The sequence below is a fragment of the Vibrio sp. 10N.261.51.F12 genome, from assembly GCF_041471725.1.
In the GTDB taxonomy this organism is placed as follows: domain Bacteria; phylum Pseudomonadota; class Gammaproteobacteria; order Enterobacterales; family Vibrionaceae; genus Vibrio.
In genome coordinates, this window is record NZ_JBFROV010000019.1 from 41,088 (window position 1) to 61,713 (window position 20,626).

Consider the following 20,626-nt stretch of genomic DNA (forward strand, 5'->3'; position numbering starts at 1 on the left):
CTTCATTCAATAAGCGTCTGATGTACCTCATATCTACATATTCACTCGCATCATTGAAGTTTGGGGATCTAAGTTTGGTCGTGACTTATTGGCAAACGAAAGCCTGGTAAACGTGAACCCATCGCACAGTTTATATTGGGTTAGATTGCTGGGACTGATGATCTTCGTTAGTGTGCAAAAAAATCGTTTACAGAATAAGGTTTCTGAGTTGTTTCCAATGTTAAAGCACAGTGGCTTCAAGCTGAGTATATGCTTCCTTAGTATTTCACTGCTCTCAGCATGTGGCGGAGAGGGTAACGGTGACGTTCAGCCTCCTATTACCCCTGGCCCAACCTCCCTGACACAAGATCAGCGTTATGATCTTCTCTATCGGTCGACATTTGGGCCCCAGCCAGATTCCTATCAGAAATTAACAAACTTGGGCTATAAGAGTTGGCTAGATAAGCAGTTTTCTATGGCCCCAAGTCTGCATTCAACACGTCTTAAAGCGTACCCACTGGAACCTGGGAAAGACAGCTACAACCAATCCGATCGCGTGGCTGTATGGTGGGACCTTAGCCTGAATGCATCGGATCAATTACGACAGCGTGTCGCGTTTGCGTTGAGTGAAATTTTCGTGATTTCACGGTATGGCGCTAGCTTGAATGGTCGAGCCTTAGAAATGACCGACTACTACGACATGCTCATTACCCATGCTTTTGGCAATTATCGTGATCTGATTGAATCAGTGACGCTTCATGCCGCGATGGGCGATTACTTGTCCATGATGGCGAATCAAAAGGCCAAGCCAGAGAGTAATCGCTACCCTGATGAAAACTATGCACGTGAAGTGATGCAATTGTTCAGCATTGGGTTGTATGAATTAAACCCAGATGGCACAGAGAAGCTTGATAACCAAGGGCAGCGGATTCCAACGTATTCGCAAAATGATATTGAAAATCTTGCACGCGTATTCACCGGTTGGCACATCGCCGAGAAGAGCAAGCCATCGTGGGGGTCTAAAGATGGGAATTGGTTCTTGCCTATGGTCGCTTATCCGGAGCATCATGATGACGAAGAAAAGGTCGTAATGGGCGAGGTATTTGCACAGGGACAAACCGCCGAGCAAGATATGGCGCAAGCGATGGATATGTTGCTTAACCACCCAAATACGGCTCCATTGATCAGTAAGCATCTTATCCAAAGGTTGGTGACGTCGAATCCGTCTCCAGCTTATGTTGCCCGAGTTAGTGCGTTGTTCGCTGATAATGGTGAAGGAGTAAGAGGCGATCTTGAAGCGGTAATCCGCGGGGTTCTAACGGATAGCGAAGCCCTTAGCGGCGGTGATCGGTCGCCCGTTAAGATGAAAGAGCCATTGATAGTGATGACTAATTTTTTCCGCGCTTTAGAGGCGAAATCAGCCGATCCTTCGGGGCGCTTCCATAACTCCATTGATACGTTTGGATCATACGGACAGTCTCCGCTTGGTTCGCCAAGTGTGTTCAATTTCTTCTCTCCAAATTACGCCCCAAATGGCGAAATATCTGCCGTGAATGACGTGGCGCCAGAATTTGAGATCCTGAGTTGGAACAACTTTATCCTCACTAATAATCAGCTCTGGGCAGCAACGGGGAGAACAGATTACGAGGGAGAAGATAACCCTAATCGCATTGTCATTAATACCGCGTCTTTAGAAGCGATCGCCAATGACCACCCGGCATTGGTCGATGAGATTGAGAAGCGCCTGCTTTCTCAAAGAATGAGTGAGTCGCTTAGAGCCATCGTATTAGAAGGATTAGATGACCTTCGCGATACGCAGCAAAGCTTAAAAGTCCGCAATGCACTCTATATTGTCGTGACTAGTCAAGAGTTCCATATTGAGGAGTTAGCCCAATGATTTCACGTCGTCAACTGCTAGCGGCCATGGCCTCGACTCCGATTGTCTCGATGATGGGGACCGGCTCTGCACATGCACTGCCAAATAATGATTACAAAGCCCTGGTTTGTGTGTTTTTATTTGGCGGTAATGATGGCTTTAATATGTTGGTGCCCAATGATAATGCACACTATGATGAGTACGTGACTGCTCGTCCGGATATTGCCATCCCACAAGCATCATTATTGCCTTTATCATTGAATACGGGATCAGATCTGACATTGGGTTTACACCCATCAATGGTTGACGTTCATAATCTTTTTGGCAGTGGAAAAATGGTCGCCATTGCGAACAGTGGTGTATTAATAGAACCTTCAACAAAAGCGGGATTAGATAGTGGAACGCACGCGATGCCACCCTTTTTATTCTCTCACAATTCCCAACAAGCCGAATGGCAGCGCGGTTGGTCTGGTAGTACAACAACGTTAGGCTGGGCGGGACGATTGATGGATGTGCTGAGTAGCGATACTGACGCCATTAGCCCAACATTTAGTCTAAATGGGTATGCTCAGCTGCTGAATGGCAGCGATCATAGTGCTAACCTTATTAAGGCGTCATCACTGCCTCAAGTGAATGCCATCAATAACGGGCAGCGTCGTAAGAACTTTGATCAGGTAATGAGTCTATCCCCGCAGACGGCGTTTGGGCGAGAGTTTGATCGTGTGAAAGATGATTCGATTTTTATTCGAGATACGTTAGCATCGGCGATTGATTCTGTGCCAGAGGAAGGGCATTTCCCTGATATTTCGCTAAGTCATCAGCTGCATACGGTAGCGAGATTGATCAAATCGAGCGATCAACTTGGGCATCAAAAGCAAGTCTATTTTGTCGGCTTAGGTGGCTTTGATACACACGCCAACCAATTGGATGACCATGCAGCATTGATGAGCGCTTTGAGTCAGTCGCTTGCCGCGTTCAATCAATCAATGGAAACGTCAGGGTTGGATGATAAAGTTACAACAATGACAATGTCTGATTTTGGTCGACGTTTAGCAAGCAATGGTACCGGAACTGACCATGGTTGGGCCAGTAACCACCTTGTGATGGGGGGCGCGTTAAATAGTGGACAGTTATACGGACAGTGGCCATCGCTAATCCTTGATGGAGAAAATGATTTCAACAAAGGGCGAATGATTCCAACAACCTCTGTTGATCAAATTGGTGCGACAATCGCGAAATGGATGGGAGTGAAGAGTGATAGTGCAATGGCTTATATCTTTCCAAATTTAGCGAATTTCTCAGTACAAGATTTAGGGTTCTTGAGATAATTGCTCCTAAAATTCAAAAATAACCATCATCCCCTTGAAAAAGGGGATTTCTATCAGCGTGTTGTGAGTTGATTCCTATCACTGGCTTTAAATTTAAGTGCGTTCGCCGTATTGGGTGAATCTGGTTTTTATGAGGACGCCGACCCAGTTTGGGGTCGGTTAGAGAGTGATGAACTAAGATGTCGCAGTCCAATTCTAAATAAGGGAGAGTGGCTCTCGCTCATTTGCATTTTAATGCGTCTCAGAAAATAGTCATAGTTGTGCACTAGATAAGAGCCAAATTACATTAGCAAATCCTCGTACCTCACTTTATTGGTATTGATGATTTTTTTTTCAATAAAGTCTAAAAACACCTTAACCCTAGCGGGTAAAATTCTGCCGGGTGGCCGTACTGCCCAAATTTTCGTGTCATTCAAAAGTTTATAATCAGGAAGGATTTGAACCACTTGACCAGATTTTAATGAAGGTCCTGCGTGCCAGTAAGAGGCCATACCAATCCCCATACCAGATTCCACTAGATCACTGATCGCATCCCCCAAGTTTAAAGATATTGGGTTTGCTACAGATACCTTTTGGACTTTCCCATCAACATCCATAAACGCCCAATCTACGGCGTGACCTAAGGGTAAACATCGATGCTTAAGCAAATCTTCGGGGCTTTTGGGCGTACCATATTTTTCAATATAACTTGGTGAAGCGACTAACGTAATAGGATTGTCAGCCAAGCGCCGTGCTAATAGGTTACTTGAAGATAAGTTACCGATACGGAAGGCTAAGTCGTAACCATGCTCGATCAAATCCTCGGTTTTGTCGTTAAAATCAATTTCCAATTCAAGATTAGGATACAACTCGAGTAACTCAGGGATAAAGGGAACAATGTAGTGACGGCCGTATGAAGCAGATACCGCCACCTTTAATCGCCCTTGAACATTGCTTTCACTACCTTTGAAGACATTTGCCACCTCTTCAACATCGTCAACAATACGCCTTGCATGAGGTAAAAATATTTCACCGTCATGAGTCAAAGTGATGGTTCTTGTTGAGCGGTGGAACAGTTTTACGCCCAGCTCTGCTTCTAACTGTTGGACTCTTTGACTGGCATTAGTTGTTGACAACCCAAAGTCTTCGCCAGCGCGCCCAATTTTGCCTATTTCTACAACCCGTAAGAATAACACTAAGGTTTTTAGATCAAAATTCACGTCATTTGCCTTTTAGTTAATCCCAAATTTAAGGATAGTATTTCCTTAAATCGCCAGATGATACCAAATAATAGCATGTATATACTCATTGACGAGTTCACTAATGGAGACCAACCAATGAAAGCAATTATTACTCATCAAGCAGGCGGCATTGAAAACCTACAGTTGCACGATGTAGAGCAGCCAAGAATTGAAGACAATGAAGTACTAGTAGAAACTCGAGCCATCAGCATTAATCCTGCGGATACCAAAGTGAAGTATGCAGAAGAAGCGTTACTTGATTTGTATGGTGAAGAGCGTCCAGTCATTTTAGGGTGGGACATTGCGGGCACAGTGATTGAGACAGGAGCAAACGTCACTAATTTCAAAGTTGGTGATAACGTCTTTGGCATGGTGAACTTCCCGGGAAATGGTAAAGCGTATGCGGAGTATGTTGCCTCTCCTGAATCACATCTCGCATTAATGCCTGAAGGCATCAACTTTATCGATGCAGCAGCAACCACACTTGCAGCGATGACGGCCTATCAGGCATTAAATGGTCGGGTCAATCAAGGTGATCACGTTCTTATTCACGCTGGCTCTGGGGGTGTAGGTCACTTTGCCGTTCAGATGGCCAAACAAATGGGCGCAGTTGTTTATTCAACAAGTTCTGTTCGCAATAAGGATTTTGTGATGTCTCTTGGTGCAGACCAGCACATTGATTATCGTGAGCAAGACTTTGAAAAAGTACTTCATGACATTGATTTAGTCTTTGACACAGTGAGCCCAGAAAATGCTGAAAAATCATTGCAAGTGCTACGTTCTGGTGGGCAACTCGTTTCAATTACGATTCGAGAACCTTCAGATAGTATGCAAAAAACCTCGTTTGAATCAAATTTAACGATTACTCCGCTTCTTGTTCAGTCTAACGGTGGAGATGCTTCAAAGATTGCTGAAATGCTCGCAAATAACTCGATAAAACCGCACGTATCGCAAATTTTTGAGTTTAAAGATTTAGCTCTGGCGCACACCGCTGTTGAAACTGGTCGAACGGTTGGTAAAGTTATTGTAACGGTTTAATTTTATTTTAAGTTATTGATATTAATTTTAAAAACCTGATAGGGTGCAAAATCATGATAAACCAAATTTTAAAGTTCACAGTAAAGCCTGACTATAAAGATGAATTTCAAAAAGTGCTATTGGAGAACCAACAGGCGAGTCGCCAAGAAGCCGGTAGTGTGGAGATGCGAATCTACGTCGATAACCAAGATGCTAATTTGTTTTTTGCTTATGACCGTTGGGTAGATCAAGAGGCTTTGGATTCGCACTTACAGCAGTCATACACTCAAAAACTCATCAAATTAACAGAAATAGCTTTGGTTGAACCTGCGATGGTTTTGAACCTTGGTGAAACTGCCCCTGCCCCTGTTGCATTGAAGCAAGCAGATAAAGACGATGAGAAATTTAATATTTTCTTCATTTTCAAACTAAAAGTAGAACACCGTGAAGCGCTAATGGCTCAATTCGAGGAGCATATTGAACACACTCGTACCGAGGCCGGTAATCTGTTGTTTGATTTGTACACTGTTAATGGCAGTGATGACACGTTAGCAGTGTACGAACACTGGAGAAAAGAATCGGATGTTTGGGATATCCACTTTAATCAGCCTTATTCAAAAGTAACAGGGGCGTTGATGGAGAAAGCCGTTGTGGGTGATATGAACCAGTACATGAACTTTGTTACTCAAATAGCAGGCTGATTGGAGATAATAATGACGGTTTATTATGTGGTTAATTATGATATTGCGGATGAAGAGCTGTATGCGCAATACAATCCGGGGTTAAATCATGTCACGGCCAATACTGTTGCAAAGCATGGTGGTGAGATTTTAGTCGCAACAAATGAAGGTCAAACAATGTCGGGTCGATGCTTACAAATGAAAGTGATCATTCAGTTCCCAAGTCGAGAGTCGGCGTTGGCGTGGGATAATGACGTAGAATATCGTGATGCAAAACGGATACGTATTGCTGCCACTACGAATATAGATTGCTACATTGTAGACAAGTTGGTTGTTCCGTCTAACTAAAAGGCGTCTATTAAGTCAGTGGCTATTCACTAATCCACTGCCAAAAGACGCTGGGAATAAATCATTGAACCATAGGTTAATTTGCTCTACTTGTTCCGTGGGACCATTAACTCTGACTAAATTTCTATCTAATGCGTCTTCCCAACTCAAACTGCCGTTAGCGAGGCCATCAAGAATGTCGAGTTCTGTGATTACGATTAATTCATCTTCAGTAGGTAACGCCATTTTTCCAGTGACTAGTGCTGTATTACCGATGTAAACGTCACTGTAATGGCCTTTGATGGCTTCAAAAAGTGAGAAGTTTAACTTGGTGAAATCAGATGGCTTTTGTAGCGCAGACTTGAAACTATACAATCGAAAATGGTCTGGCTTTTCTAGGTTGTTGAGTTCGTTTGATTGTCTCAGGTCAATTACACTGGCAAACACATCTAAAGATCCTTCTTCAGTCACAAGACTAAATCCAGTGCTCTGATGAATACCACAAGCAAAAGCCGATGCCGAGAAGACGAATGATATTAGAAAATAAACATGTTTCAACATAGGGTTCCTTAAACAAAAGGGACCTTTCGGTCCCTTTCTCAACAGCGATTAAAAGTTGAATATAATAACGATGAGACTCATTAACGAACGATGAGCATAATCTCTTCTGGAGACATTGCCTTATCGAAGTAGCTCATGAATTGACCGAAGTCTTGAATGCTACCTGCAGCAAACTTAAACTCACCCGATTGAAGGTTTTTACCAATGGCTTGTTGTGCATTTGGACCAGCCATCAAGATTTCGTTCAGGACTAAACGTGTCGTATCGATTTCAATGTCAGCGTCTGGAAGAGAAACTTCGTGCAATTGAGCAATGCCGTTACGAATTTCAACGGTAAACGATTCTTGAGTATCAGATAAGTTATAAGCAAGAGACATATTCACATCAAGCGTATGTTCGGCAATCAGTGTTGAGGTCATCATTTCAAAGATTTGTTGAGTAGGCAGTGCAGTCAAGACATCAACTGAAGCGAAGCTGATCATGTTAGAGAAGTCACGTGTCCCTTCTAGTTCAGAAGCAGCATTCAGTGCCCAGTTGCGCCAGTTTATGTTCACTTGTTTCGCTGCCCATGCTTTATAAGCTTGAGCTTTCATTGAACGAGCTTCCATATCTTCGTTATTTACGCGGATAACGTACGTTAGGATTTCTGCTGCAAACGTATGGTTTTCAGCGTCAATCGCAGCTTGCGCTGTTGTCATGATATTGTTACGACCACCCATAAGTTCTACGAATGCTTTGGCGCGTTGAGCATGAGCCATTGGTTCTAGTTGCCACGGGTCACCTTCGAAGAAGCCGTTGTAACCTACATAAATCTGACGCACAGCATGCGCAACCGTACCGTAGTGTTCACCTAACCAAGGATGCTCTGCAAGGTGACTCGGTAGCTTAACGACTTCAACCAACTCGTCAGGAGTCATTCCTTTGTTCATGTAACGAATCGTTTGGTCGTGCGTAAACTGAATCGCATCACGATAAGCCGTTAGAACACTTGCTACCGCTTCATTGCCTTCAACCGGGCGACCATGTGAATTTATCATGATTTCTGTATCAAACTGACGCATTACGTCAATGCCCTTGAACCATACAGATGGGTCACGGAACTTAGTACCACGGATAGTATGCAGGTTAGGGAAGTTTTCACCTTGTAATACTTCAGCAGCGTGCAGGATCTTTTGCTCTGGTAAATAGACAACAAGCTCATCTGCCGTTTCAGACGGTACGTGGACGATCTCAAGCTTAACCCCAGCAATCGTAATGTCTAGACGATCTTTGAATTCTAGATTTGGTTCGATGAACGAAATATCACCTTGCATAAAGCGAGGACCAAGACCATCGTTAACGGTACCGAACTCACCTTCTGGTACGTGTTTAGCTCCGGTATAAGATGTGCGGTGACCAAACAATGTACCCAGGTTAGAAGACCAGTTTGCTACAGCTGCAGTAAGGGTCTCTTGTGCAATGATTTTTACTTCACCAGAAGCGACTTGTTCATCTGTTGCCCAAGCACGAACACCAGCGATGTGGTCAATATGGTTATGGGTGTAGATAATGGCTTTTACTGGCTTATCTGTTACTTTGCGGAACTGCTCTTTTGCCGATGCCGCCATTTGTACAGATTCGCCTGGATCGATAACAATGATGCCATCGTCCCCTTCAATCATTACCGGCGTATCAAGACCAAAGCCATAAGCCATAAAGACATTGTGATCGACTTGAATCATAGCTTGGTCCATTTTACGACCATGCTTTGTCAGGCTAGGATGAACGTGCTCTGATTCTTTGATGTGTGCTAGAGAATCACCGGTTTCCCAAAGGACTTTAATACGCTCGCCTTTACCCCAAAAAAGATTTGAAGCATGTTCAAACAGTACGCCATCGTTGTATTGAGCGTCCATGTCAACGTTTTGGTATTGAGCTGCACTACTTGTTTGTAGTTCTTGACCGGCAGTTGAAGTCGCTTCAGTGACCGACGCTGTATCATTGCAACCAGACGTAAATAGAATACCGGCAATCGCAACCGGTAACGCCATCTTTTTTAATGTATTTGCCATAGTAATAAAGACCTTTGTCTTAGCAGTAAATTATCTTGTCCTCAATAGTAAGTACTTGAATAATTGTTATCTACGATGCTTTATGATTTCAAAGTATCGTAATTACGATATAATCATCGATAACATGAGGTGATGACTATGAACAACGACATTCCAAATTTAAACCTGTTGGCGGTATTTTCAGCGGTAATGGAGCAGGGCAGTCTAAGTAAAGCAGCCGATTTTTTAGACACGAATCAGTCAACGATTAGTACAGCGATGGCGAGATTGTCAAAACAATTGGGAGAGGATCTTTATCAACGTAAAGGACGCAGCATTGAGCCAACCAGTTTTGCCGTTAGTCTATTTCAACAAATCCAAGCACCAATTAGCCAACTTAACTCAGTCTTTCGTTCACTTGGAACATTTGACCCACAGCAAGTTAAAAGACAGTTTGTCATTACCTCTCCCGAGCACTTGCAATGGGTGCTAATGGATGAATTTGCCGATAATACACCAGAGGGGATTACCTTAGAGGTGTATGATCAGCCGTCAGAAGAAGACAAAATGTATAGTGATCTACTATCACAAAAGTTTGATTTGCTGATCGATATCTTACCTGCTAAACAGCCCAATCTAGTGAGCCAGAAATTGCTGCAGAATAGGTTTGTCGTGGTATGTAGTCAGAATCACCCGCGTATTCAAGGGCACTTGGATTTTGAGCAGTATATGAAAGAAAAGCATGCATTACTTGAAAGAAAACGAAACCGCCAATACAGCTTAACGCACTATACCGAAGTGGATTTGTCACAACGTCAAGTGAGTTATCATGGGAGAACACTGTTCAGTAATCTGATGTTATGTAGTCAGTCAGACTGTTTGACCGTTATACCATTATCACTGGCTCTACAGTTCAAAGAGCGTTTACAATTGCAAATATTTAAACCTCCATTCGACCATATTATAATGAACACCTTTTTAATCTGGCCTAAAAAGCTCAACGATGATCCTGCTCATATCTGGCTGAGAGATAAAATTTTCTCGATTTCGCAAAATGTGCAGGTGTTTCTTGATGACTATAAGCATGTTTAAGTTCAGTCATCGATTCTGGCACGCTACTGCTCCCACAAGTCCAAACAATCGTGATCCCCTTGAAAAATGGGACCTTCATCTGTGCGTTGTGAGCCTCTTCTTGGGTAATTCGTTTGTATTTTAAGTGAGTCTACACGTGATGGGCAATCCTCGTTATCGCAAGGATGGCGACCCAATTTAGATAGGTTAGAAAGTGACACGCTAAAGGGGCTGCCCAAAAGCGTGTCTGAACCATTATGGACTTAAACTTACTTCAACGTCGCTAAGATAGTTTCGGCTTTACTGGCTTCAAACTTCTTTGGTTCTTCGACGTTTAACTGTGTCACGACGCCGTTATCTACTACCATGGCGTACCTTTGTGAGCGAATACCGCCGAAAGTGGCAGTGTCCATCTCAAGACCGAGAGCCTTGGTAAAGCTGGCGTCACCATCACCCAGCATCATAATCTCATTGGCATTTTGTGCCTCGCCCCATGCCTGCATCACGAACGCATCGTTTACTGAGACACACGCGATAATATCGATGCCTGTTGCTTTAATCTCATCCGCCAACACAACATACCCAGGTAAATGTGCCTCTGAACACGTTGGTGTGAATGCGCCTGGTACCGCGAAGAGAACTACGCGCTTGTTTGCAAATAGTTCATCGGTGTTGTGGGTTAATATTCCAGTATCAGCAAGTTCGCTAAGGGATGCTGTTGGCAATGTTTGGCCTTTCTGAATCATATCGACTTTCCTTGTTGTATTCGTATTAAACAGTTTAGCGACTAAAGCATGCACAAACCACCCATTGAAACTAAGGAGATTACTCGTTTTCCAATAACCCACTTTAAAAGCATTTATAGGTGAGTTTCCAGGCAGTTATCTGGCTTCATTTTAGGCCAGGCAGCGTGTTTATGGCACAATGACTTTAGCTTGGAGGTGTTATTTACATCCTAATGCGTGCTAACGACATAGAGGGAAATATGGACTCAAAGGAAATTGTTCTCGAATTCTGGAATGCAATGAAACGCAATGATTTCGTAAAAGCAAGCGAGTGGTTAAGTGCTGATTTTGAAGGTTACTGGCCTCAATCTTCGGAGCTTGTCACTGGCCGAGCTAATTTTGTTGCGATAAACCGTTATTATCCAGCAACCGGTAGTTGGCAATTTGAAATTAATTCAATCGTATCGAACGGCACTGAGGTCGTAACGGATGTGTCGATAACGGATGGTACCCAAGTCGCGCGTGCGATAACGTTTCATACGGTTGAAAATGGCTTAATTAGAAACCAAAAAGAGTTTTGGCCTGATCCAATGAAAGCTCAAGCATGGCGCTCACAATGGGTAGATATAGTGTGTGAATAAGGTCGAGGTTTTGTGTTTATTTTGATGCTTGTTTTGGCATTATGGAAAAAGAGCACGTTTAACCATTAACCATTAAAGTCAACCGAGATTCAAGTTTGTTCGCGGTGCCTCGCATTTTTAGTTGCAGTAAGTTTAGTGTTGACGGTGCAAGGTGATAGCGTCCAGTTACTTTGTATCCAGTAACTTCTCATGCAATTTAATACAGCATTAAACAGGTAAGAAGAAACATGTCCAAAATAATACTCGAGGGATACATTATTGTTCCTAAAACCGAGCTTTCGGCTGTCATCAAAGCACTTGATATTCATAAACAACTCACGCTTCAAGAAGACGGTTGCCTTGTTTTTGATGTCATTCAATGTCAAACCGATCCCACTCGTTTTGATGTTTACGAAGAATTCATGGATAAAGCGGCGTTCAATCGCCATCAACAACGTGTCGGCGCATCGAATTGGGGCGCGGTTACAAAAAACGTGGAACGGTTTTATGAACTTCGCGAATGACAATCGAGATAATGGTACATACGTACCATCTCGTGCTATTGGATTGGTGTCCGCCACACTAGTGGCGACTGGAAGTCATGAAGTGTGGTTGCTACCTAAATCCAATCGATGGTGTTAACAGATGGTGGATATGATGAACATTGAACTCAGAACGATTAATCTCGATAACTTCTATGAGATCTGTTTACTCGAAGTGGCTGCGGAGCAAGCCAATTACGTTGATAGCAATGCGGTCTCTTTGGCTGAAGCTAACTTTATGACGTGTCCTTGGTTTAGGGGAATTTATGTCAATAATAATCCGGTTGGCTTTATATTGGTTAATGCAGATAAGGTGTTGGGTAAATGTTCGTTGTGGCGAATGATGCTGGATAAGTCGCAGCAATCTAAAGGCTATGGTGGTAGGGCATTAAAATTGCTAAGCAAAGCCTTGTCTCGTGAATTTGGAGTCTCTAGACTTTACACAAGCGTAGTGACTGGTGTACATAGCCCAGAAGGATTCTATGTGAAGTGTGGGTTTATCCCAACGGGGCGTTTGGCTGACAATAGTGAGCTAGAACTCTGTTTAGCCTTGAAGCCTCAAGCATAATAACTCGACAGTTTGGTCGGTCAGTGTTTTTAAGGAAACAATATGGAAGTATGGACACTACTTATTTTTATCCCTGCGTGTTTTGCCCTTAATATGACTCCGGGCCCGAATAACCTATTATCGATGAATAATGCACGTTGCTATGGCTTTCAATCCGCTTGCCTTGCTGGACTGGGGCGCTTAACCGCATTCGCTGCCATGATAGTGTTGGCAGCGTCAGGGTTAGCTGTCGTTCTCTATACATCAAAGACCCTGTTCTTTCTGATTAAATTATCGGGTGCGATTTACTTATTGTGGATTGCTTTAAATCTATGGTGTTCTAAATCTAGCCCTGTCACAGAAATAGAGCGTAACAAAAATCGAGTTGGACTCGCTAAACAAGAGTTTGTCTTAGCAGCAGGCAACCCCAAAGCTATATTGATTTTTACTGCTTTTTTGCCTCAATTCGTAGACGTCTCTGGTAATGTGAATGAGCAATTTTTCATTTTGGGCGGAATGTTTCTAGTTTTGGAAATGTTGGCCGTCACGCTCTATGCTTCCTTTGGTTTATATCTGAGGCATTGGTTCTCAAAGCCAGAGATAGCAAAACGCTTTAACAAGGGCTGTGCCATGTTCTTAGCGTTATCCGGTGTTAATTTATTAGTGAGTCGCCAGTGATAAAGCGGTAGACCTGTATATTGGCAAAGCAGTAAAGCAGTAAAGCAGTAAAGCAATAAAGCAATAAAGCGATAAAACCACATACCCATTATCTAAGGGATTTCATGCTTGAACTTAAAACCGTTGGCCTTTTTGTTATTACGGCTATTGCTGAAATAGTAGGCTGTTACTTGCCTTATCTATGGCTGAGACAAGATAAGAGCATATTACTGTTAATACCGGCTGCTTTGAGTCTTGCCGCTTTCGCTTGGTTGCTGACACTTCATCCTACCGCCACTGGTCGCGTTTATGCCGCCTATGGGGGCGTGTATATTTCGGTCGCATTGTTATGGCTCTGGGTCGTTGATGGAGAGAAGCCTACGACGTGGGATTTGGTTGGCGGTTCAGTCGCTTTGATTGGCATGGCTATTATTATGTTCGCCCCGAAGAGTGCTTAATCACGTTGAACAACGTTTCTTCGTACCTTCAGGTTGGCTTAAATGGCAAGGCGCGACATGCAAAAGGGCGTGAAGTGATACATTGTCATCTATAGAGGAAGGATTTATGTCTAGTTTAGAAACTCAGTGTCTTTGCGGGGCAGTGACCATCGTAGCGCAAGAGGTGAATCCTAAGTTTACGGTTTGTCATTGTCAATCCTGCCGAACTTGGGGTGGTGCGCCTTTTTTTGCGGTCAAATGTGGCACTCAAGTGAGCACCGCCGGCGGTGATAACGTCAAAATGTTTGAGTCATCAGCTTGGGCGTCTCGCGGCTTTTGTAGCGAATGTGGCACCCATTTGTTTTATAAGTTTAAGGAAACGGGGGAGTACAACATGCCCGTCGGTCTATTCCCCAATTTAGAAGGGTTGGAGATGGATATGCAATATTTTAGCGATGCGCGTCCGAGTTATTACTGTTTTTCTAACGAAACCAAAGAAATGACGACTGAGGAGATCATGGCTTACTTCTCGGATAAAGTGTCATGAATTTAGACCGACGCAACCGTCAGGACTACGCCAGATGATTAGACATTTATTGCTGATTAAATTTAAAGAGTCCGCTAAGCCACTTGATATTGAACACCTGAAAGGTTTATTCGAATCAATGCCCGACAAAATTGAGGGCGTCGTTTCAGTGGAATGGGGGATGAATGACAGCCCCGAAGGTAAAAATAAAGGGTATACGCATTCTGTCTTTATGACGTTTTCAGGCGAAGATGCGAGGCAGCGATACCTGCCTCATCCAGAGCACGAGGCATTGAAACAAGTATTTCGTCCATTACTTGAAGATGTTTTGGTCTTTGATTATCAAGTGTAAAAAGACCAAAGTAGAGGGATAAATGAACATGAAACGAATTATTCATTTGAGCTATTGAGGCAGAGAGTAAGGCATACTCCCCACCATGAGTTTGAAGAGCTAGCTAGCCAAACTCGGATCAATGCATTGGTAGATTTGTCCTACCGCGTCACTGCTAGAGAGTAATTTATGGCTTAATCTCGCGACTTCTCCTCGTGAAATCGTGCCATGAACCTCTATCTCTTGTGAGATTTGCCCTTGATTAGACGGTGCGCCGTCTTTCAACCCGCCAGGTCGTAAAATCGTATATTCTAGTGCGCTGCTTTGAAGCCAGGCTTCAGCCAGTGTTTTCTCTCGCACCGCGCTACCAAAGCCAATCTTGGCTCGGTCGGAAAGATATTTCCAAGAATCCCCACACCCAAGAGAGGTGATCAGTAATAAACGCCTAGACAAGCTAGTTTCTAGGGTATCGATTAGATATCGATGTCCTATATAGTCCACAGGGTTGTCAGAGTGAAAGCTTCCCATAGTGGAGATGTTTACGGTGTGATCCGGTAGCTTCTCAATCGTATCTTGCACTTGCTCTTTGATGGTGGCGTCGCAAGAAATAGCGGTGATCTGGCGCTGAGATAAGGTCACGTTCTTACTTGGGTTTCTTGCGATAGCAATGACATTGAAACCTTGATTATAAAAGTAATCAACCATAGCTGCCCCAAGCCCACTAGCGGCACCCCAAATCGCGATGTTATTCATAAATATTCCACACTGTTACTAATGATATTGATAATAATTTACATATTTAAATGAGAATAGCTAGCAATAAAGGTGAGATTTGCTGAATAAATATGTTTAACATCTGGCGGATGATGATGCTTAGAGGCTTGCGAGTTACCATCTGGTGCATTGATGATTAGTTTCTTGCTATGAATCATCAATATATTATTGGCGTTCAATACAATGGTTTCTTTACGTTTATAGTGAGTGACATGTGATTGCCGTGATTTTTGAGGTTCAAGTAGCCGAAGGTAAGACAAAGGAATAGTTAGATATTGCCAACGAGATAAAGCCGTTATTGACAGAAATTGATGGCTTTATATCAGTCGAACGTTTTCAAAGCTTAACTAATGACGGCAAGGTGCTGTCGCTATCATTTTGGCGTGACGAAGAGGCGATTCAGCAGTGGAGACAACTTGAAGCACATCGATTGGCTCAGAGGCAGGGGCGTGGTGGTGTGTTTCAAGATTACAGATTAAGAGTGGCAGGCGTGATACGTGACTACGGTATGGATAGGCGCGATGAAACGCCAAAAGATAGCTTAGCGAAACACAATTAAATTAGCATTGCTTATACTATCGACGCGTGATGAATGAGAATAGTGATACATGCCATTCGCTTATTTGTCCGTCGTTACAATGGCATATCAGCAACAATGAGATATCAACAAAAGAGGCATAGTTAGCAGATGAATGAATTTGAAAAGATGTGCTTGGGCATGGATTATGACGCGCAAAGTTCAGAGTTTGATGCGCTTCGAAATACGGCGTTTGATCTTCTACAAAAGATCAATCAGCGACAGTTTGAAGCCGCCAAACCTTATGTCGCACAGTTGTTTGCTCATGTCGGTGAGCGCAGCGTGGTGTGCCCGCCTTTTTTATGTGAATACGGCAAAACTATCTCAATCGGCCACGACACCTTTATTAATATGGGAGTGACGATGTTAGATAATGCGCCAATCACGATAGGTAACCATGTGCTCATTGGTCCTAGCACACAGTTTTATACGCCAACACATCCTTTAGACCATCAGCGACGCAGGAATTGGGAAATAACGTGTTTACCGATCATCGTGGAAGATGATGTATGGATCGGCGGCAACGTGGTCATTTGTCAGGGGGTAACGGTTGGTGCTCGCTCGGTGATTGCTGCGGGCTCCGTGGTAACGAAAGATGTCCCGCCAGACACGTTAGTTGGGGGTATGCCAGCAAAAGTGATCCGTATTCTTGACACGTCACCATCCGCGGCAGATAGTCCATAATTGGCTGAAAGCAGATTTAGCCGCAGTGCTTACCGCAGAAGATGATTCAGCGATTCCATCAGGCCAAGGCAAATGACTTGCCGAGCACCTATCGGCAGATTATCAGCATGCTTCAGAAGGTTATGGCTACATGACGTATTGCGCCGGACCCTATTAGCAGCTAGGCCAATCGCTATTAGTAACCAAACCAATCGCTAGTGGCTGCTCTTCTTCGTGGACGAGAATCAATATCAAAGTGACTGAGGTAGCACCAATAGGAGGTTTTGGGAAGGCAGAAATAGAGCATCAAGATTACCTGTAGATAGCTCCGAATGGCTACACTTGTCACTTTCCTCGAAGCCATTGGGTACTGCTCTCTGTAACATGAGTCATTTGACGTAGCTTCAATAGTGATGAAAGGTACCCCTAAATGCAAAATGAAAACGTCAGTAAGATAGGGTTAGGCGGTGGGTGCCACTGGTGTACCGAAGGCGTGTTCGAATCACTGACAGGTATTAAAGAGGTGAAGCAAGGTTGGATAGCCTCAATTGACGATCACGCGGCATTATCTGAGGCTATTGAAGTCTATTTTGATCAATCTGTGATTTCTTTGCAGACATTAATCGAGATACATTTGCATACGCATGCGTCCACATCTAACCACTCTATGCGGGAAAAGTACCGCTCGGCAATATACACCTATAATGACAATCAAAATCAAGAAGCAAAAAATATCGTCGGCGTCTTACAAAGTGATTTTGATGAAGCCATTATCACCCAAGTGCTGCCATTTTATGCATTTAAGGCTAATAAAGATGAATTTCAGCACTACTTATATAATTCGCCGGATAAGCCTTTTTGTAAAACGTATATACACCCCAAATTACGACTACTTCTCGCTCGCTTCAAGCATCAAGTTAATGATGAAAAAATAACGCTATGTTTAGAATTGAAAAATGAAAAAGATAATTGAGCTAAAAGCCAGGCGCGAAGTATTTTTCGCGTTGGCCTTATTATTTTGGGTCGCTACTTATTGATTATAAGCTGATGACCGTGTCACATCGCTTTTCTATCAGGTGAGGATCGTGACTGACAAGAAGTAATGCACAGTTTTGTTTTTTTGCTAAATCGACCAATAAATCGGTCACTTCCTTCGCAATGACAGGATCCAGACGTGAAGTTGGTTCATCAGCAAACAAAAATACAGGGTCGAGTAGTAATGCTCGCAAAATCGCAAACCGTTGCAACTCACCGCCGGACACGGCATCGCTTTTACGTTCTAATAATTCAGGCGCCAGATTTAGCTTCGACATTAAAGGCGTAATTCTACTGCGATCTATGTTGTGGAGGGTAATGAGGTCTTCTAATAATACCCCCAAAGACACACAGGATGTAAACGCGGCGGGTGGATCTTGAAAAAGTTTTAGCCATTGATAAGGTTTTGCCTTTGTCTTTTTTTTGCTCACCAGACCATCAATTGGAGGCAGTAACCCAAGTAAGGTGTCGCCTAAGGTGCTTTTTCCGCAACCACTGTCACCGATTATCCCCACGACTTCACCTGCATGAATGGTGAAATCAATACCTTTGGATAATGCTTGTTTATTTCGGCCAATCACTAAGTCGCTCACCTGCAAAACAGGCGTATTCTCATCAAAACTTTTCGCTCGTTCGTCCCAGTTTCTTGGCGTTGCGTTGATCAAGGATCGAGTATAATCGTGTTGCGGGTCATTGAGTATTTGTTCAGCGCCGCCCATTTCGACCACGATTCCTTTTTTCATTGCGATGATATCACCACCAATTTGGCGGGCGACATCGATGTCGTGGGTAATTGTCAGCAAACCGCCTCCCTTGGCGGCGTTAAGAAGTTGATGGACAATGTCTTTACGGCGATTTACGTCTAAACCTTTGGTGGGTTCGTCGGCTAATATCAGCGTTGCACCACCCGCTGTTGCTGCCGTGACGGCTAGGCGTTGCGCCATACCGCCAGATAGCTGACCGGGGCGCTTAAATGCGCTGTCTGTTAATCCTACTTTATCGAGCTCACTCATGGAATGATGAAACGCTTGCTCTTCACTTTCGTTATGTAAACATTCGTACACTTCCGATACCTGTTGATAGCTAGGCATTAAGGGGTCGAGCGCGTGCCATGGTTCTTGAGGCAGCATGGTGATTTTTTTGCCCCATAGGTTCATTAATGAATGGCGGTCATGATGATTGCCAAATACTTGAATATTACCGCATTGAGATAACTCGCTAGGTAATAGGCCTACCACCGCCTGAGCCAGTAAGCTTTTACCAGCACCTGTTTCACCAAGAATGGTTAATGGCTTGTCTTGATATAATTTTAATGACAAGGGCTCAAGTAGCACGCTATCTTTGGTATAAATGGATAAATCAGTCAGTTGAATTAAGAGATTCATGACTCCCTCCTGCTAACAAGTGAAACCCAAGTACCAATAGCGCGACCACCAATAATGGTTGTGCCAACACCCATGGCGCTTCGCTGTAAAATGGGAAAAGCTCGACAGTCATCAAACCGAGTTCCGCTAGAGGGGGCTGTATCCCGACATAAACAAAGCCAAGTGATGCCATCATGAGTATGGCGTTTGCGCCACTAAATGCGGCCATTGTGAAAACCGAAGGGGCGATCGCCGGCCAAATATGGCGCTTAAACTGATACCATTTTCCAAACCCCATCATTAAGGAAACCTGTCGCTCAGGACTGTTCATTAGAGTTCGAGTGATGGCTCGGCTAACCCGGTAGTATTCCACCCATAGGACGAGTGATATCGCCAAATACATAATAAAAAATGACCCTGGCACAATGGCGGCCAACATCAAGACCAATACCAACCCCGGCAGCGCTAATACAATGTTGACGATAATCTCGAGAATTTTCTCTACACGACCGCCTGCCCAAGCAGAACCAACGCCAAGTACGATACCAAGCGTGGCAGAGCTGACTAAACACAGCACGCTAAGTGTAAATGACAGGGTGATGGCGCTGGCCAATCGAGTCATCATATCCCGGCCGAATTGGTCGGTTCCAAACCAATGTTCTGCGTTTGGCGCCATCAGGCGATGAGAGAGCGCTTGCTCACCTATGGTGTAAGGGGACAACCAACTCACGAGAGCTGCAAAAGTAAACAGACCGAATAAAAGAAACAGGCCGACTTTTTGATTTAAATTAAGTATCTTCATCATTCTTCTTGTTGGCCTCTTGGGTCAATCCAGTAACACATCACGTCGACAACGGTATTTAGGGCAACAAATAGCGCGCCCATGGAAAATGCACAACCTTGAATTATTGGAATATCTCGTGCAAAAATCGCGTGCGCTAACCCATGCCCAATGCCTGGCCATGAGAACAGCGATTCAATCATAACGATCCCTTCGATGACACTGACTAACTGAATGCCAATAAATGCAACGACTGGAACGGCCATGTTACGGATGCCGTGACGAAAAAAAGTAGACCTCTCTCGTAGCCCTTTCACTCTCGAAAATAAGTAAAATGGCGAGCGTAAAACGTGGCGAACACTGTTAAAAACGACTCGATTTGACACGGCGGCTAAGCTGACCGCAAGCGTTAAACTTGGAAGAACGGCATGTTGCCAAGTGCCAAATCCAACAACAGGTAATAGCTTGAGTTCCATTGAAAAAATGAGAATCATAACTAAACCGAGAATAAATACTGGCATTGCCTTTGTGAATGTAGAAAGCCAGACGACCAGTGAGTTAAAGCGCCCCTCTTTTTGGGCCGATAACGTCCCTAACGGCAGAGCGATCATTATTGATAAGGCAATACCAACGCCTGCGAGTATTAATGAGTGTCCTAGCTGATGCTGTACTGCCTCACTGACAGGCAAGCCACTGACTAAAGAGTGACCTAAGTTAAATTGCAATAAGTCCGCCATCCAATCGACGTAGCTGCTAAACCACCCCTGATCAAGATTTAACTCTTGCCGAACGAGTTCCGCTGCTGCTGAGTCCACGTTATCTTGGCCGTATCGTCCCGCCGCGATACGGTGTGCCATATCACCAGGAAGGCTGCGCATCATAATAAAGGTAAGCGAGCCTACTCCCCACGTGACCAAGATGAGTTGAGTGAGGCGGTTCCTAATCAGTGACCACAACA

At 43.9% G+C, this 20,626-nt stretch carries 24 protein-coding genes; 16 read left to right on the forward strand and 8 right to left on the reverse strand.

Annotated elements, in window-relative coordinates:
- The first annotated feature begins 172 nt into the window (after nt 1-172).
- Entirely contained in the window at nt 173-1,876 is a 1,704-nt protein-coding gene (locus AB4405_RS12775; protein WP_372061140.1) for a DUF1800 family protein, read from the forward strand.
- On the forward strand, nt 1,873-3,183 hold the full coding sequence (locus tag AB4405_RS12780) for a DUF1501 domain-containing protein (RefSeq protein WP_372061141.1): 1,311 nt from the start codon (nt 1,873-1,875) through the stop codon (nt 3,181-3,183). The genes AB4405_RS12775 and AB4405_RS12780 overlap by 4 nt, the downstream gene beginning before the upstream one ends.
- Before the next feature lie 281 nt (nt 3,184-3,464).
- Here the strand turns inward: AB4405_RS12780 and AB4405_RS12785 are convergent, their stop codons facing one another.
- Complete coding sequence (locus AB4405_RS12785; protein WP_372061142.1) at nt 3,465-4,382, reverse strand: LysR family transcriptional regulator; 918 nt, start codon at nt 4,380-4,382, stop codon at nt 3,465-3,467.
- 117 nt (nt 4,383-4,499) lie between these two features.
- On the opposite strand from AB4405_RS12785, the gene AB4405_RS12790 reads away from it, so the two are divergent.
- The 3 genes from AB4405_RS12790 to AB4405_RS12800 are packed head-to-tail and all read left to right on the forward strand — an operon-like array spanning nt 4,500 to nt 6,448.
- Nucleotides 4,500-5,441, forward strand: a complete 942-nt coding sequence (locus AB4405_RS12790; protein WP_372061144.1) for an NADP-dependent oxidoreductase — start codon at nt 4,500-4,502, stop codon at nt 5,439-5,441.
- A 53-nt stretch (nt 5,442-5,494) separates the two neighbouring features.
- Complete coding sequence (locus tag AB4405_RS12795; RefSeq protein WP_372061146.1) at nt 5,495-6,121, forward strand: putative quinol monooxygenase; 627 nt, start codon at nt 5,495-5,497, stop codon at nt 6,119-6,121.
- Nucleotides 6,122-6,133: 12 nt separating this feature from the next.
- Entirely contained in the window at nt 6,134-6,448 is a 315-nt protein-coding gene (locus AB4405_RS12800; protein ID WP_372061148.1) for a DUF1330 domain-containing protein, read from the forward strand.
- 15 nt (nt 6,449-6,463) lie between these two features.
- Here AB4405_RS12800 and AB4405_RS12805 read toward each other — a convergent pair whose 3' ends face one another.
- Together AB4405_RS12805 and AB4405_RS12810 are read right to left on the reverse strand one after the other, a co-directional pair.
- Nucleotides 6,464-6,988, reverse strand: coding sequence for a hypothetical protein (locus AB4405_RS12805; protein ID WP_372061150.1), 525 nt, complete (start codon nt 6,986-6,988; stop codon nt 6,464-6,466).
- Between the two features lie 80 nt (nt 6,989-7,068).
- The gene (locus AB4405_RS12810; RefSeq protein WP_372061151.1) at nt 7,069-9,039 is read right to left on the reverse strand and encodes an alkyl sulfatase dimerization domain-containing protein; all 1,971 of its coding nucleotides are present in this window, start codon (nt 9,037-9,039) and stop codon (nt 7,069-7,071) included.
- Between the two features lie 138 nt (nt 9,040-9,177).
- On the opposite strand from AB4405_RS12810, the gene AB4405_RS12815 reads away from it, so the two are divergent.
- Nucleotides 9,178-10,110, forward strand: coding sequence for a LysR family transcriptional regulator (locus tag AB4405_RS12815; protein WP_372061153.1), 933 nt, complete (start codon nt 9,178-9,180; stop codon nt 10,108-10,110).
- Nucleotides 10,111-10,358: 248 nt separating this feature from the next.
- Here the strand turns inward: AB4405_RS12815 and AB4405_RS12820 are convergent, their stop codons facing one another.
- Nucleotides 10,359-10,835: a peroxiredoxin gene (locus AB4405_RS12820; RefSeq protein WP_372061154.1), complete on the reverse strand. Its 477-nt coding sequence runs from the start codon at nt 10,833-10,835 to the stop codon at nt 10,359-10,361.
- Nucleotides 10,836-11,074: 239 nt separating this feature from the next.
- Between AB4405_RS12820 and AB4405_RS12825 the strand changes: the two genes are divergently transcribed.
- From AB4405_RS12825 to AB4405_RS12855, 7 genes are all read left to right on the forward strand, one after another.
- Nucleotides 11,075-11,455: a nuclear transport factor 2 family protein gene (locus AB4405_RS12825; RefSeq protein WP_372061155.1), complete on the forward strand. Its 381-nt coding sequence runs from the start codon at nt 11,075-11,077 to the stop codon at nt 11,453-11,455.
- Between the two features lie 227 nt (nt 11,456-11,682).
- On the forward strand, nt 11,683-11,958 hold the full coding sequence (locus tag AB4405_RS12830) for a putative quinol monooxygenase (RefSeq protein WP_372061156.1): 276 nt from the start codon (nt 11,683-11,685) through the stop codon (nt 11,956-11,958).
- A 121-nt stretch (nt 11,959-12,079) separates the two neighbouring features.
- Nucleotides 12,080-12,544, forward strand: a complete 465-nt coding sequence (locus AB4405_RS12835) for a GNAT family N-acetyltransferase (protein ID WP_372061157.1) — start codon at nt 12,080-12,082, stop codon at nt 12,542-12,544.
- 42 nt (nt 12,545-12,586) lie between these two features.
- The gene (locus AB4405_RS12840; protein ID WP_372061158.1) at nt 12,587-13,201 is read left to right on the forward strand and encodes a LysE family translocator; all 615 of its coding nucleotides are present in this window, start codon (nt 12,587-12,589) and stop codon (nt 13,199-13,201) included.
- Between the two features lie 104 nt (nt 13,202-13,305).
- Nucleotides 13,306-13,638: a YnfA family protein gene (locus AB4405_RS12845; RefSeq protein ID WP_102532876.1), complete on the forward strand. Its 333-nt coding sequence runs from the start codon at nt 13,306-13,308 to the stop codon at nt 13,636-13,638.
- Nucleotides 13,639-13,744: 106 nt separating this feature from the next.
- Nucleotides 13,745-14,164, forward strand: coding sequence for a GFA family protein (locus tag AB4405_RS12850; RefSeq protein WP_372061161.1), 420 nt, complete (start codon nt 13,745-13,747; stop codon nt 14,162-14,164).
- 34 nt (nt 14,165-14,198) lie between these two features.
- Complete coding sequence (locus AB4405_RS12855) at nt 14,199-14,495, forward strand: Dabb family protein (protein ID WP_372061162.1); 297 nt, start codon at nt 14,199-14,201, stop codon at nt 14,493-14,495.
- 99 nt (nt 14,496-14,594) lie between these two features.
- On the opposite strand, the gene AB4405_RS12860 is transcribed toward AB4405_RS12855, so the two are convergent.
- Entirely contained in the window at nt 14,595-15,227 is a 633-nt protein-coding gene (locus AB4405_RS12860) for an SDR family NAD(P)-dependent oxidoreductase (protein ID WP_372061163.1), read from the reverse strand.
- Between the two features lie 307 nt (nt 15,228-15,534).
- On the opposite strand from AB4405_RS12860, the gene AB4405_RS12865 reads away from it, so the two are divergent.
- From AB4405_RS12865 to AB4405_RS12875, 3 genes are all read left to right on the forward strand, one after another.
- Nucleotides 15,535-15,807, forward strand: a complete 273-nt coding sequence (locus tag AB4405_RS12865; protein ID WP_372061315.1) for an antibiotic biosynthesis monooxygenase — start codon at nt 15,535-15,537, stop codon at nt 15,805-15,807.
- Nucleotides 15,808-15,936: 129 nt separating this feature from the next.
- Entirely contained in the window at nt 15,937-16,509 is a 573-nt protein-coding gene (locus AB4405_RS12870; protein WP_372061164.1) for a sugar O-acetyltransferase, read from the forward strand.
- A gap of 409 nt (nt 16,510-16,918) precedes the next feature.
- On the forward strand, nt 16,919-17,461 hold the full coding sequence (locus AB4405_RS12875; protein WP_372061165.1) for a peptide-methionine (S)-S-oxide reductase: 543 nt from the start codon (nt 16,919-16,921) through the stop codon (nt 17,459-17,461).
- A 64-nt stretch (nt 17,462-17,525) separates the two neighbouring features.
- On the opposite strand, the gene AB4405_RS12880 is transcribed toward AB4405_RS12875, so the two are convergent.
- From AB4405_RS12880 to AB4405_RS12890, 3 genes are read right to left on the reverse strand one after another with little or no spacing between them, the layout of a single operon-like run.
- Complete coding sequence (locus AB4405_RS12880) at nt 17,526-18,908, reverse strand: ABC transporter ATP-binding protein (protein WP_372061167.1); 1,383 nt, start codon at nt 18,906-18,908, stop codon at nt 17,526-17,528.
- Complete coding sequence (locus AB4405_RS12885; RefSeq protein ID WP_372061168.1) at nt 18,883-19,692, reverse strand: ABC transporter permease; 810 nt, start codon at nt 19,690-19,692, stop codon at nt 18,883-18,885. The genes AB4405_RS12880 and AB4405_RS12885 overlap by 26 nt, the downstream gene beginning before the upstream one ends.
- Nucleotides 19,689-20,624: an ABC transporter permease gene (locus tag AB4405_RS12890; protein WP_372061316.1), complete on the reverse strand. Its 936-nt coding sequence runs from the start codon at nt 20,622-20,624 to the stop codon at nt 19,689-19,691. Before AB4405_RS12890 ends, AB4405_RS12885 begins: the two co-directional genes overlap by 4 nt.
- Nucleotides 20,625-20,626 lie beyond the last annotated feature (2 nt).

Excerpts from the sequence above, each read along its gene's own strand:
- AB4405_RS12780 (WP_372061141.1), top strand. The coding sequence starts at position 1,873 with ATGATTTCACGTCGTCAACTGCTAGCGGCCATGGCCTCGACTCCGATT.
- AB4405_RS12790 (WP_372061144.1), top strand. The coding sequence starts at position 4,500 with ATGAAAGCAATTATTACTCATCAAGCAGGCGGCATTGAAAACCTACAG.
- AB4405_RS12795 (WP_372061146.1), top strand. The coding sequence starts at position 5,495 with ATGATAAACCAAATTTTAAAGTTCACAGTAAAGCCTGACTATAAAGAT.
- AB4405_RS12800 (WP_372061148.1), top strand. The coding sequence starts at position 6,134 with ATGACGGTTTATTATGTGGTTAATTATGATATTGCGGATGAAGAGCTG.
- AB4405_RS12805 (WP_372061150.1), bottom strand. The coding sequence starts at position 6,988 with ATGTTGAAACATGTTTATTTTCTAATATCATTCGTCTTCTCGGCATCG.
- AB4405_RS12810 (WP_372061151.1), bottom strand. The coding sequence starts at position 9,039 with ATGGCAAATACATTAAAAAAGATGGCGTTACCGGTTGCGATTGCCGGT.
- AB4405_RS12815 (WP_372061153.1), top strand. The coding sequence starts at position 9,178 with ATGAACAACGACATTCCAAATTTAAACCTGTTGGCGGTATTTTCAGCG.
- AB4405_RS12820 (WP_372061154.1), bottom strand. The coding sequence starts at position 10,835 with ATGATTCAGAAAGGCCAAACATTGCCAACAGCATCCCTTAGCGAACTT.
- AB4405_RS12825 (WP_372061155.1), top strand. The coding sequence starts at position 11,075 with ATGGACTCAAAGGAAATTGTTCTCGAATTCTGGAATGCAATGAAACGC.
- AB4405_RS12830 (WP_372061156.1), top strand. The coding sequence starts at position 11,683 with ATGTCCAAAATAATACTCGAGGGATACATTATTGTTCCTAAAACCGAG.
- AB4405_RS12835 (WP_372061157.1), top strand. The coding sequence starts at position 12,080 with ATGGTGGATATGATGAACATTGAACTCAGAACGATTAATCTCGATAAC.
- AB4405_RS12840 (WP_372061158.1), top strand. The coding sequence starts at position 12,587 with ATGGAAGTATGGACACTACTTATTTTTATCCCTGCGTGTTTTGCCCTT.
- AB4405_RS12845 (WP_102532876.1), top strand. The coding sequence starts at position 13,306 with ATGCTTGAACTTAAAACCGTTGGCCTTTTTGTTATTACGGCTATTGCT.
- AB4405_RS12850 (WP_372061161.1), top strand. The coding sequence starts at position 13,745 with ATGTCTAGTTTAGAAACTCAGTGTCTTTGCGGGGCAGTGACCATCGTA.
- AB4405_RS12855 (WP_372061162.1), top strand. The coding sequence starts at position 14,199 with ATGATTAGACATTTATTGCTGATTAAATTTAAAGAGTCCGCTAAGCCA.
- AB4405_RS12860 (WP_372061163.1), bottom strand. The coding sequence starts at position 15,227 with ATGAATAACATCGCGATTTGGGGTGCCGCTAGTGGGCTTGGGGCAGCT.
- AB4405_RS12870 (WP_372061164.1), top strand. The coding sequence starts at position 15,937 with ATGAATGAATTTGAAAAGATGTGCTTGGGCATGGATTATGACGCGCAA.
- AB4405_RS12875 (WP_372061165.1), top strand. The coding sequence starts at position 16,919 with ATGCAAAATGAAAACGTCAGTAAGATAGGGTTAGGCGGTGGGTGCCAC.
- AB4405_RS12880 (WP_372061167.1), bottom strand. The coding sequence starts at position 18,908 with ATGAATCTCTTAATTCAACTGACTGATTTATCCATTTATACCAAAGAT.
- AB4405_RS12885 (WP_372061168.1), bottom strand. The coding sequence starts at position 19,692 with ATGATGAAGATACTTAATTTAAATCAAAAAGTCGGCCTGTTTCTTTTA.